Source organism: Desulfobaculum sp., assembly GCF_054921475.1.
The window spans coordinates 1-11,321 of sequence record NZ_JBUDSW010000111.1; the positions used below are offsets into that span (position 1 = coordinate 1).

General features: G+C 63.2%; 11 protein-coding genes. 8 read left to right on the top strand and 3 right to left on the bottom strand.

The features are described 5' to 3' along the window. Window positions 1-1,276: carbamoyltransferase family protein (locus ACY69P_RS08815; RefSeq protein WP_462327202.1), on the top strand; the 1,276-nt coding region annotated here is incomplete at its 5' end. Window positions 1,277-1,498: 222 nt separating this feature from the next. Here the strand turns inward: ACY69P_RS08815 and ACY69P_RS08820 are convergent. Continuing rightward, the gene (locus tag ACY69P_RS08820; RefSeq protein ID WP_462327203.1) at window positions 1,499-2,692 is read right to left on the bottom strand and encodes a pyridoxal phosphate-dependent aminotransferase; all 1,194 of its coding nucleotides are present in this window, start codon (window positions 2,690-2,692) and stop codon (window positions 1,499-1,501) included. Between the two features lie 86 nt (window positions 2,693-2,778). Further along, the gene (locus tag ACY69P_RS08825) at window positions 2,779-4,209 is read right to left on the bottom strand and encodes a sigma 54-interacting transcriptional regulator (RefSeq protein ID WP_462327204.1); all 1,431 of its coding nucleotides are present in this window, start codon (window positions 4,207-4,209) and stop codon (window positions 2,779-2,781) included. 167 nt (window positions 4,210-4,376) lie between these two features. On the opposite strand from ACY69P_RS08825, the gene larB reads away from it, so the two are divergent. The 5 genes from larB to ACY69P_RS08850 all read left to right on the top strand — a co-directional run bounded on the left by larB (window position 4,377) and on the right by ACY69P_RS08850 (window position 7,924). Beyond that, window positions 4,377-5,180 (top strand): nickel pincer cofactor biosynthesis protein LarB, encoded by an 804-nt coding sequence (larB, locus tag ACY69P_RS08830; protein ID WP_462327205.1) that lies wholly within the window; start codon window positions 4,377-4,379, stop codon window positions 5,178-5,180. Continuing rightward, a complete protein-coding gene (locus tag ACY69P_RS08835; RefSeq protein ID WP_462327206.1) occupies window positions 5,181-5,945 on the top strand; it encodes an acyl-[acyl-carrier-protein] thioesterase in 765 nt (254 codons plus the stop codon). A 156-nt stretch (window positions 5,946-6,101) separates the two neighbouring features. Beyond that, the gene (locus ACY69P_RS08840) at window positions 6,102-7,175 is read left to right on the top strand and encodes a M24 family metallopeptidase (protein WP_462327207.1); all 1,074 of its coding nucleotides are present in this window, start codon (window positions 6,102-6,104) and stop codon (window positions 7,173-7,175) included. After that, complete coding sequence (locus ACY69P_RS08845; RefSeq protein WP_459901137.1) at window positions 7,172-7,462, top strand: DUF4911 domain-containing protein; 291 nt, start codon at window positions 7,172-7,174, stop codon at window positions 7,460-7,462. Before ACY69P_RS08840 ends, ACY69P_RS08845 begins: the two co-directional genes overlap by 4 nt. Window positions 7,463-7,480: 18 nt before the next feature. Then, window positions 7,481-7,924 carry a hypothetical protein gene (locus ACY69P_RS08850; RefSeq protein ID WP_462327208.1) on the top strand — a complete coding sequence of 148 codons (444 nt, stop codon included), beginning with the start codon at window positions 7,481-7,483 and terminating at the stop codon, window positions 7,922-7,924. 78 nt (window positions 7,925-8,002) lie between these two features. Here the strand turns inward: ACY69P_RS08850 and ACY69P_RS08855 are convergent, their stop codons facing one another. After that, window positions 8,003-8,761 carry an SDR family oxidoreductase gene (locus tag ACY69P_RS08855; RefSeq protein ID WP_459901140.1) on the bottom strand — a complete coding sequence of 253 codons (759 nt, stop codon included), beginning with the start codon at window positions 8,759-8,761 and terminating at the stop codon, window positions 8,003-8,005. A 336-nt stretch (window positions 8,762-9,097) separates the two neighbouring features. On the opposite strand from ACY69P_RS08855, the gene ACY69P_RS08860 reads away from it, so the two are divergent. Then, the gene (locus tag ACY69P_RS08860; protein ID WP_462327209.1) at window positions 9,098-11,077 is read left to right on the top strand and encodes a TonB-dependent receptor plug domain-containing protein; all 1,980 of its coding nucleotides are present in this window, start codon (window positions 9,098-9,100) and stop codon (window positions 11,075-11,077) included. 31 nt (window positions 11,078-11,108) lie between these two features. Then, on the top strand, window positions 11,109-11,321 hold a 213-nt coding region (locus tag ACY69P_RS08865), incomplete at its 3' end, for an ATP-binding cassette domain-containing protein (protein WP_462327210.1).

An 11,321-nucleotide genomic window follows, 5' to 3' on the forward strand; every position in this document is an offset into this window, starting at 1 on the left:
CGGGTTCCGGGTGAATAGCGGCGAGTATAAGCTGATGGGCCTTGCGCCGTATGGCAGGGACGGCAGCGAGCGCGTGCGCGAGTGGAAGGCGCGGATTCTCGGTGAGCTGGTGGACCTGCGCGAGGACGGCTCCCTGCTGCTGAACATGGAGTATTTCAATTACGCCACGGGCCTGACCATGTGCTGCAATGACAAATGGCAGCGGCTGTTTGGCATTGCCCCGCGCCAGCCGGAGACGGAGATTTCGCAGGAATATATGGACATGGCGCTAGCCATCCAGCAGGTGACGGAGGAGGCGGTCTTTCGGCTGGCGCGTACGGCGCGGGAGCTGACGGGGCAGAGCAACTTGGTGATGGCTGGCGGCGTGGCGCTGAACTGTGTGGCCAATGGCAAGCTGATCCGCGAGGGCGTGTTTGATGACGTGTGGGTGCAGCCTGCGGCGGGCGATGCCGGGGGCGCACTGGGCGGGGCCTATGCCGCGTGGCATATCTGGAAGGGCGAGGAGCGCCCGGCGCCGGAGGGCGACGCTATGCGCGGGGCGTATCTGGGGCCGGAGTTTGAGGCCGGGGCGATACTGCGCGCGGCGCGGCGGTTTGGCGCGGTGTATGAAACGCATGATGATTATGATGCGCTGTGCGAATTGGTGGCGGGGTATATTGCCGAGGGCAAGGTTGTCGGGTGGTATCAGGGGCGCATGGAATTTGGCCCGCGCGCGCTGGGCAACAGAAGCATCGTCGGCGACCCGCGCGACCCGGAGATGCAGAAAAAGTTGAACCTGAAGATTAAATACCGCGAGGGATTCCGGCCCTTTGCGCCGTCCGTGATGGATGAGGAACGCCAAGCGAATTTTGACCTTGATAGACCGTCGCCATATATGCTGGTGGTGGCCCCGGTGGCTGAGGGCGTGCAAAAGCCGCTGCCGGAGGGCTACGCGGAAATGCCCATGTACGAGCGGCTGTACGTCCAGCGCTCGACGATTCCGGCGGTGACGCATGTGGATTACTCCGCACGCATCCAAACGGTGCACCGGGAGACGAATCCCCGCTATTGGGCGTTGATTGATGCCTTCCGGCGTCGTACGGGCTGTGGGCTGGTGGTGAATACGAGCTTTAACGTGCGCGGGGAACCCATCGTATGTACGCCGGATGACGCGTATACGTGCTTTATGCGCACGGAGATGGACGTCCTTGTCATGGGCGACATGGTTTTTGTGAAGGAGCGCCAACCCGCGTGGAACGAGGATGGCGACTGGCGCGAGAGCTTTGAACTGGATTGACGGATGTGCGGGAGAGGGGCCAAGCGACGAGGCGCACAACGTGCGGGGCCGGGCCGCCTGCGCCATACCGCCAGCCTGCGTTCTGCTTGCCCAGAGCGTGCCCCTGCGCACGGCATGAGTGAGAGACGTGGCGCGCCCCCGCGCGGCAGGTGGGCCGAGCAAAAGAAAAAGCCCCCGGAGCGTTGGCTCGGGGGCTTTGTTGTGGCGTGTGGTCGCTCTGCGCTATTGGGCGAAGCGGTCGTAGACCTTTTTGAAGCCTTCGGCGGAGCGGCGGATGACTTCCTCGCCCACACAGAACGTGAGGCGGAAGTGGCCGGGACAGCCGAAGCAGGAGCCGGGCACCGCGAGGATGCGCTCTTCCTGCAGGGCGGCGCAAAAGGCCTTGTCGTCCCCGCCGGGCGCCTCGGGGAAGAAGTAGAACGCGCCCTTAGGCATCACGAAGTTGTAGCCCGCATCGTCGAGCACGCGGGTCATGGCCTTGCGGCGTTCGGCGTAGACGGTGACGTTCACCTGCGAGCCGATGGCCTTGGCCATAAGCACCTGCCCGATGGCCGGAGCGTTCACAAAGCCAAGGATGCGGTTGGTCAGGGTGATGGCCCCGATAAACTCGCGCATTTCCGGCATGCTGGGCGAGGGAACAACGTAGCCCACGCGCTCTCCGGCAAGGGAGAGGTTCTTGGAGACGGAACTGATGGTGACGGCGTAGGGGTACAGCGGCAGAATGGAGGGAACCTCCACCCCGTCAAAGGCGAGGAAGCGGTACGGCTCGTCCGCGATAAGGAAAATGGGGCGGCCGTATTCCTCGGTCTTTTGGGTGAGCAGGGCGGCCAGTTCGGTCAGCTGCTCGCGGGTGTAGACCACGCCGGTGGGGTTGTGGGGCGAGTTGATGAGCACGGCGCGGGTCTTGGCCGTGATGGCGTCGCCTATGGCGTCGATGTCCAGCTCAAAGGTGCCGGGGCGCGCGGGCACAGGCCGCAGGTTGCCGCCGTGGTTGCCCACATAAAAGCCATATTCCACAAAATAGGGGGACGGACAGATGACTTCGGCACCCGGCTCAAGCACGGCGCGGAACATGGCGTTCAGGCCGCCAGCGGCGCCGCAGGTGATGATGAGGTCGTCCGCGTCGATGGCGATACCCTGTTCGCCGGAAAGATACTCGGCAAGGGCCTTGCGCGCGAAGGGATAGCCGGAGTTCGGCATATAGCCGAAGGTAAAGGGCTTGTCGGCGTCGGCGGCCAAGTCGGAGAGTGCCTGCCCCACTGCGGGCGGTGCGGGAAGGTCCGGGTTGCCAAGGCTGAAATCGCACACGGCGTCTTCGCCGTATTTCGCCTTGAGTTCCAGCCCGGCCTCGAACATCTTCCGGATCATGGATGCGCCCTTGAGATGTTCCGTAATTTCAGAGGCCAGAATCTGCATAGCTCTATCCTTTTTGCAAGTGCCGCAAGCGCCCCGTTGCGAAGAGGGCGCTTACGTTACGGTATCCGTGTTCCCCGTGTGTTGCGTCAGGGAACGGTCAGTCCCAATTTTTTATATTCGGAGATCTTGTTGCGCAGGGTGCGCACAGAGATGCCCAGAAGCTCCGCCGCCTGCGTGCGGTTGCCGTCGGTCTGCTCCAGCCGCTTGAGGATGGCTATGCGCTCAATGTCCTGCAGGCGCATATCGTTCGCGCCAAGGGCGTCCTCCAGCGGAGAGTCGTCGTCAGCGGCAGCGTTCACGTCATCCTCGGGCAGTGCGCCGAGAACGTCGTCCTCCGGCAGGGGCCAGGAGTCCGAATCCAGCAGAAAGTGCACCTCGCGGATGGGTCCGTCTCCGGCAAGCAGGACGGCGCGTTCCATGAGGTTTTGCAGCTCACGCACGTTGCCCGGCCAGTCGTAGGACAGCAGCCACTGGCGCGCCTCGTCGGAGAAAGCCAGCTTGGGCAGCGCGTATTCTTTGGTATAGTGGTCCACAAAGAACTGCGCAAGCAGGATGATGTCCTCGCCGCGTTCACGCAGCGGGGGCAGGCGCAGGGGGATGACGTTCAGGCGGAAGAAGAGGTCTTGTCGGAAGGTCTTTTCCTTGACGCTTTCCTCAATGTCGCGGTTGGTGGTGGCAAGCACGCGTACGTCCACCTTGACGGTGTCCGAGCCGCCAACGCGGTCGATTTCGCCTTCCTGCAATACGCGCAGCAGCTTGGCCTGCAGGCCGAGGTCCATCTCGGTGATTTCATCAAGGAGGATGGTGCCGCCGCTGGCAAGCTCGAACTTGCCGAGCTTGCGGCTTATTGCGCCGGTAAACGCGCCCTTTTCATGGCCGAAGAGTTCGCTTTCCAGCAGATGTTCGGGCAGGGCCGCGCAGTTGATGGCCACAAAGGGGCCGCCGTCGCGCTTGCTTTTGTGGTGCAGAAAGCGGGCGAACATTTCCTTACCGGTGCCGGATTCGCCGGAGATAAGGACGGACGCCTTGGAGGGCGCAACCTGCGCGGCAAGGGCCAGCACGCGGCGCATGACGGGGTGGCGGCCAATGATGGTGACGCCGGACCCGGACCCGCTGGCGGAGGCGGCGGGCGCTTCTGCGGCCTGCGGGGCAGGCTTTGAGCCGTTGGACTGCGGCAGAACGGCGCGGATTTTTTCCCAGATGAGGGGCTCCAGCCAGTAGTCGCGCGCGCCAAGCTCAAGGATGCGCCGCGCTTCGGATGCGGAGCCGCGCTCGGTAAAAACGATGACGGGCGGAAAGTCCGCCACAGTGGCTGCGTGGCTCAGCAGGTCGTCGACCTTGTAGCCCGGCAGCGTGCTGGCGGAAAACACAACGCACGGCCCACTCTTGGCGATAAAGTCAAGAGCGCCGGAAAGGTTCTCGGCCAGTCCCGCGGTGATGCCTGCTTCCTTAAAGGCAGGAAACAGCTCCGTCACGGACTGGGGTTTAGACAGAAAAAGTATGGTCTTGCCCGACATGAGACAAGTCAATATCCTTTCCGCCGAGTATTTTCAATCGTTTGGCCGCCAGGAGGACGTGTCTTCCCGCCGCGGCGGCGGTCTGATGGCGGGAAGGGGCCGCACCCTCGGCGTTGGTGCCGGCCTCTCGTCAAAAACGTGGACACACGGTCAAAAAAGGAGAACCCATGAACGGTTCCGATCTGCTGGCCCTTTTTGCGCAGATAGCAGAAGGGGGCCTGTCGCCCGATGCAGCGCTGGAGCGCTTTACGGCCATGCCCATCGCGGAGCTGGCGGCCGGCGTTACCCTTGATCCGCACCGCCTTGCCCGGACCGGTGTTGGTGAAGTGGTCTTCGGCCCTGGCAAAACTTTGGCGCAACTGGAAACCTGTCTTCGTGGGTTGCAGGATGCAGGCCAACCTGCGCTAGCCACCCGTGTGGCGCCGGAAAAAGGCTACGCGCTCGGCGAGCGTCTGCCTAGTGGAATCTACCATGAACAGTCCGGAATGTTTATTCTTGGTGCGGATTTGGGCCTTGAGGGACCGTATCCGCAGCGGGGCGAGGTGTGCGTGGTGACGGCTGGGGCCTCGGATATGGGCGTGGCGCTGGAGGCCTACGGCGCGGCGCGGTTCTTTGGGCTGGACTGCGGGCTGGTGACGGATGTTGGCGTGGCGGGCGTGCACCGGCTGACGCCGCATCTGGAGGCCTTGTCGAGTGCGGCGGTGCTCATTGTGGTGGCCGGGATGGACGGCGCACTGCCCAGCGTGCTTGCCGGACTTGTGTCCCCGCCCATTGTTGCGGTACCCAGCACATCGGGCCGGGAAAATCAGATGGGCGGCGTGTCGTCACTGATGGCTATGCTCAACTCCTGCTCCCCCGGCGTTTCCGTCATGAATATCGACAACGGCTTCGGCGCGGCGGCCTTCGCCGCCAAGGTGGTGCGCGCCGTGCACAGAGCGCCCAAGCCAAATCCGGCGAAAGCGGAGGACTGAGTGGACGAATTGCAAACAGCCCCGGCGCGTGGGCACATGCCCTTTTGCGTGCGCATCGCCGACGCCGGGGTGGACGACATATGTGATATTGCCGCCGTTGCGGATTTTTTGCAGAACAGCGCGGCGGGGCACGCCGCAGACCTTGGCTTTCATAACGACGTGCTGGCCGCCGAGGGGGTGGCGTGGGTGCTGGTGCGCGAGTATATCGCCATGGACCGCTACCCCGCCATTGGCGAGCCGGTTACTGTGACCACATGGCCCGCGTCCCTCACGCGTACCCGTGCGCGGCGCGACTTTGTGCTCACCGGGCGCGATGGCGAGCGCCTTGGCGTCGCCACCAGTGTGTGGGTGACCATTGATGTTGCCAGCCGCCGCATTGCGCCCATACCGGCCATCGTGGCCGCCGCCTATCCGGATACGCCGGACCACAGCGTGGAATTGCCCGCAGGCAAGGTCCCCCGCCTTGGGGACGACGCCACGCAGCGCACGGCCCGCATCCTGACGCGGCGCAGCGACCTCGACAGCAACGGCCACGTGAACAATGTCCACTATGTGGAGTGGGCCATGGAGGCCCGCCCGGAGGACCTGCCCGCGCGTCCGCTGACCTGCGATATCACCTTCCGCGCCGAGGCCGGAGCGGGGCAGATGCTCCTTTCCCACGCCGGGCGTGTGGACGGCAGGGTGCTGCACAGCCTTGTGCGCGAGGAGGACGGCGTGGAGGTGGCCCGGCTTGCCACCACGTGGCCGAAGGCCGCTATTGCATAATTGGGCGCCTGCTTGGCGCGCTGGGCAGGCGGTCGCCCGTGGAGCGTGGCTCCGCGTTGGCGCGGCGTGTTTTCGCGCTCCGCATCGCTGTATCGGCACAAGATATCCCGGAGCGTGCTCCCCGTCACATTGACCAGACAACGGAAAGGACGACTGATGACTTCAGACATTTTCGCCTCGCGCCGGAACAGACTGCGCATGAAGCTTGTGGAGCATGGCCTTGATGCGGTGCTCATCTCCTTTGCGGCCAACAGATACTACCTGAGCGGCTTTGAACTGCACGACCCGCAGTGCAACGAGTCCTCGGGCATGGTGCTGGTGACCCGCTCCGGCGAGGACTGGCTGTTGACGGACTCGCGCTTTGTGGACGCCGCCGCGCGGCTGTGGGACCCGGAGCGTGTGTTTATCTACAAGGCCCCCCGGCACGACAGCATCGGTGCGTTTTTGCGCGACCAATGCACCGGGCCTGTGGGGTTCGAGAGCACGAGCTTCAGCTACCGCTTTTGGAAGGACCTGTCCGGCCACGTGAGCCTGATGCCCACCACGGGCATGGTGGAAAAGCTGCGCCTTGTGAAGGACGAGCGGGAAATCGCCGCCATGCGCGCCGCCTGCGCCCTGAACCACAAGGTCTTTGAGCAGGTGGAGCGCGACGTACTGCGCCCCGGCCTCACCGAAGCCCAGTTGGCGTGGGAGATTGAAAAGCGCTACCGCGAGCAGGGCGCAAGCGAGCTGGCCTTTGCCACCATCGCTGCCGTTGGTCCCAATGGCGCACTGCCGCACGCCATCCCCGGCGCGGACACCATCACGGAAAACTGCCCGGTGCTCATCGACAAGGGGTGCCGTGTGGATGATTATTGCTCCGACCAGACCCGCACCTTTTGGGTGGGGGACGCGCCAACGGACGCCTTCCGCTACGCCCTCGACAGAACGCGCGAGGCGCAGGCCGCGGCCATCAAGGTCATTCGTCCCGGCGTGCCTATCCGCGCGGCGTACGATGCTGCAGTGGACGTGTTTGCAAAGTATGGCGCGGAGAAGCATTTTACGCATTCCCTCGGCCACGGCGTGGGGCTGGAGACGCACGAACAGCCCGGCGTCGGGCCGCGAAGCGATGGCGAATTCCGCCCCGGTATGGTGGTTACGGCGGAGCCGGGGCTGTATTATCCCGAGTGGGGCGGCATCCGCTGGGAACACATGGTGCTGGTCACCGAAGACGGCTGTGAGGTTTTGTGAGAAAACGACGTATAGGAAAGGCCAAAAGCCGCGCCTACGCGGAGGCGGCAATCCGCCCCGCGCGCTCGCGCCGCGTGTATTTACGCATGAATCCGGCGGATATGGCGTACCTCAAGTTTATTCTGGAGGGGTATGACAATTTGGCCTATTTGAGTACAGTGGACAGGTACAGCGCTGTGGCGCAGTTTGTGTATACCAAAGGGCAGGAACGCGAGGCGCTAACCTTCCTTGAGGATATGCGCAAGGAACTCGGCTTCACCATTATCAAATCCTGCACCGGAGAATAACCACAAGGACGGCTGAGCATGGGACGCACCCGGAGAATGGCGATTGTGAGCGTGTTGGCCTTGGTGAGCCTTGTCTGTCTTGGAATGGGCAGCATGGGCCAGTCCGTAAAAGTGACCAAGGTGCCCGAGCCGGACCGGCTGTTCACCGCCGAGGTGGTGGACGCCGAGGATACGTCCTACACCGTGCGCGACTTCTCCGTAGAGGGGCTGACGCTGGTGCCGGTCACCCTCGGCAAGGCCGAGGTCAGCATTGACTTTGCCGCCATCCGCAGTGTGGAGTTCCAGTACGATGAGCCGACCCTTGCCGCCGTGGTCACCTACCGCGACGGCAGTACCCGCAAGGTGCGCGTGGAGCCGGGGGTGAACTTTTATGGCCGCACCAAGTGGGGTATGCTCCGCCTTGCCGCGCGCGACGTGCGGCGGGTGACCTTTGTGCAGCAGGAGGCGACGCCCGCGCCGTAATCCCGCTCCCGAAAGACATATGACAAGGCCCGCACCGGATGCATCCGGTGCGGGCCTTTTTTGCGTGTATGGCGCGGGTTAGCTGTCGCCGCGGTGGACCGCCAGCGGGGCAAAGGCCTGCTGCACGGGCATCAGCTCAATGGAGTTGATGTTGACGTGCGCAGGCTGGCTGGCCGCCCAGAAGATGCTCTCCGCTATGTCCTCCGGGGTGAGGGGGGAGACATTTTCGTAGACTTTGGCGGCCTTTTCCGCGTCGCCCTTGAAGCGGACCACGGAGAATTCGCTCTCCGCCAGCCCCGGCTCAATGTTGGTGACGCGGACGGGCGTGCCAAGCAGGTCCGCCCGCAGGTTGCGGGAGAACTGCTTCACGAAGGCTTTGGTTGCGCCGTAGACGTTGCCGCCCGGGTAGGGGTAGGTGCCCGCGATGGAACCAAGGTTCACAACGTGGCCGCGTCCGCGCTGAATCATGCCCGGCGCGATGAGGCGGGTCATGTACAACAGACCCTTGATGTTGGTGTCGACCATGGTTTCCCAGTCGCTGAAGCGGCATTCCTGCGCGGGCTCCAGACCAAGGGCCAGACCGGCATTGTTCACCAGCAGGTCGATGTTTTTGAACTCCTCAGGCAGGGAGGACAGGGCCTCTTCAATGGCTTCGCTGTCGCGCACGTCGAACTGCAGGGGGTGAACCTTGGCCGGGGCCAGTTCGTCCACAATGGCGTCAAGGCGGGACTTGCGGCGGCCGGTGATGACCACCGTCCAGCCCTCTGCGGCAAAGCGGCGGGCTGTGGCAAGGCCAAATCCGGCAGTGGCGCCGGTGATGAGTACGGTTTGAGACATGGAGGATCCTCCTCTGTGGTTGCATGAGCATGAAATGAATGGGCAAGGTGTACCGCATCATGGGGGCAGTGCACAACAGGCTGGGGCCACTCTTCCCGCAGGGCACCCGGAACTGTCGTCGCGCTGTCACAAATGGTCTGTTTTGGTTTGTAGAGGTTTATCTTACTGAAACGTGTGAGAAATATTGACGATTATGATCTTGAATCAGTAGCACAGTCAGTTCGGACGGTGTGGTTTTTGTGATCATGCCGGGGAGTTGTGCGGGCGGACGTCTTTGTACGTGGTCTGGGGTGCCGCCTGCCTATTGGGAACCGGACCAGAAGAGGGAGAGGACAGATGAGCGTAAGAAGAGCTGTGCTGTGCGCTGGGTTGTGCGCGCTGCTGGCGTGGTGTCCTGCCGCCTTTGCCGCGGATGATGCCGACACGCCGGTCTTTGAACTGGGCGAGGTTGTCGTCAGCGCCAAGGGGCCCACGGGCGTGGAAAAGGTTACCAACGTCAGCGAAGTGACCGCGCAGGAAATCAAGGCCGCGGGCGTGACGTCCCTCACCGGAGCCATGCGCCTGTTGCCGGGGGTCTACATCCGCACCAGCACCGATGGCGCGGCGCGCGTTGATATGCGCGGCATGCGTACGAGGCAGGTCATCCTGCTGCTGAACGGCGTGCCCATGAACTCCACCTTTGACAACCAGTTCGACCCCGGCTTTGTTCCGGTGGAGAACATTGCCCGCATCAAGGTGACCAAGGGCGCAAGCTCCGTGCTGTATGGCTCCGGCGGCAATGCTGGCGTTATCAACATCATCACCAAGCGCGGCGGGAAAGACGCCGAGGGCAGCGTGACCGCCCGCATCGGCGATGGCAACGAGCGCTACGGGCAGGCCACCTTTGGCGGCAGCAATGACAACGTGAGCGTGTTCGCCTCCGGCAGTATCTATGACCGCGATGGCTACAACACGTCGGATTCCTTCGACGCCACGGACGAGTCGCTGGAAGACGGCGGCAGGCGCGAGAACTCCGACCGCAGCCGCCGCACCATGTTTGTGAACACCGTCATCACCCCGGAAGAGGGCACTTCCATCGGCCTCGCCCTCAACATGCACCAAGGCTCCTATGGCAAGCCCAATGTCGCCGACGCCAGTGGTGATTTTGCCAAAAAGGCCAAGTTCGAGCGCATGGACGATTCCGAGGGCTTTGGCGCGCAGCTTGGGGTGACGCATGAGTTTGATATGCCTCTCACCGTCAAGGGCTGGGTGTATGCCAATGTGCTGTCCGAGCTGGAAAAGCAGTACGATGATGCCAACTACGATATTCAGGAAAAGGGCAAGGACTACGAGTCCGACACCAAGCGTGTAGGCGGCGCGGTGCAGGCGCGGTACGACTTTGGCGCGCCCGGCGCGCTGACGGCGGCGCTGTCGGCGGAGCGGACGTCGTGGAAGTCCACGCTCACCAAGAAGCCGGACAAGCCCTCCAAGACGGAAGTCATTGAAGACGACCGCGCCGTGGGCTACTGGAACGCCGCGCTGGAATACGAGGTCAGCCCCTTTGACCGCTTTGGCGTGGTGTTGGGCGCGGGCATGCATGGGCAAAACCGCTCCGACGAGACGGACTCCGACGATTGGAGCTGGCTTGTCGGCACGCATTATGACCTCTTCGACACCACCTCCCTGCGCGCCTCCGTGTCGCGTAAGGTGCGCTTTCCTTCCGTGAAGCAGCTGTACGACGTGGACTCCGGCAACAGCGACCTCGACGCGGAAAGCACCATGCACTACGAGATTGGTGTGGATCAGGCCATCCCGGCCATCCAGACGGACCTGAGCCTCAGCCTGTTCCGTATCGACGCCGAAGACTTCATCGAAAAGGTCGGCACGGCCGATATCTACGAGAACAACGACAAGTACCGCTTTACGGGTGTGGAGGTCGCTGGCGAAAATACCACCATCGAGAATCTGCGTCTGCGTGCGGCCTACACCTACCTCGACGCGGAAAACCGCTCCGACGAGGCCGCGTTGGACGAGCTTCAGCACCGCCCCGAGCACAAGGTGACGGTGGAGGGCTGGTACGACCTGCCCATGGACTTCTCGGTCTATGCCTCGTGGATGTACGTGGGCCGGAGTTGGGCGTTTAATAAAAAGGCGACGGAAAAGACGGCCATGAACACCTACAACGTGGTGGACCTGCGCGTGACCAAGGGCTTCATGGACAATACCCTTGAGGTCTTTGCCGGTGCGGACAACCTCTTTGATGAGGATTACGAGGAGGGCTACGCCCTGCCGCGTCCCGGCCGTCAGGTCTATACGGGAGTGACATGGAACTTCTAACCGCAGCCCCGCGATGAGCGGGCAGCGGACTGTGCTGGAGGTGCGCGGCTACGCGCACCTCTTGCCGCACGGTGGCGGCAAGGCAGGGCGCCTTCCTGACTTTTCGGTGAAGTCGGGGGAGTGCGTTTTGCTGTGTGGGCCGTCCGGGTGCGGCAAATCCACCTTTTTGCTGGCGGCGGCCGGGCTGATAGAGTCCGGCCGCGTCTGCGGCGAGATGAGGCGCTTTCCGTCCGTTCCGGAGCAG

Excerpts from the sequence above, each read along its gene's own strand:
- ACY69P_RS08855 (WP_459901140.1), bottom strand. The coding sequence starts at position 8,761 with ATGTCTCAAACCGTACTCATCACCGGCGCCACTGCCGGATTTGGCCTT.
- ACY69P_RS08840 (WP_462327207.1), top strand. The coding sequence starts at position 6,102 with ATGACTTCAGACATTTTCGCCTCGCGCCGGAACAGACTGCGCATGAAG.
- ACY69P_RS08860 (WP_462327209.1), top strand. The coding sequence starts at position 9,098 with ATGAGCGTAAGAAGAGCTGTGCTGTGCGCTGGGTTGTGCGCGCTGCTG.
- ACY69P_RS08850 (WP_462327208.1), top strand. The coding sequence starts at position 7,481 with ATGGGACGCACCCGGAGAATGGCGATTGTGAGCGTGTTGGCCTTGGTG.
- larB (WP_462327205.1), top strand. The coding sequence starts at position 4,377 with ATGAACGGTTCCGATCTGCTGGCCCTTTTTGCGCAGATAGCAGAAGGG.
- ACY69P_RS08825 (WP_462327204.1), bottom strand. The coding sequence starts at position 4,209 with ATGTCGGGCAAGACCATACTTTTTCTGTCTAAACCCCAGTCCGTGACG.
- ACY69P_RS08820 (WP_462327203.1), bottom strand. The coding sequence starts at position 2,692 with ATGCAGATTCTGGCCTCTGAAATTACGGAACATCTCAAGGGCGCATCC.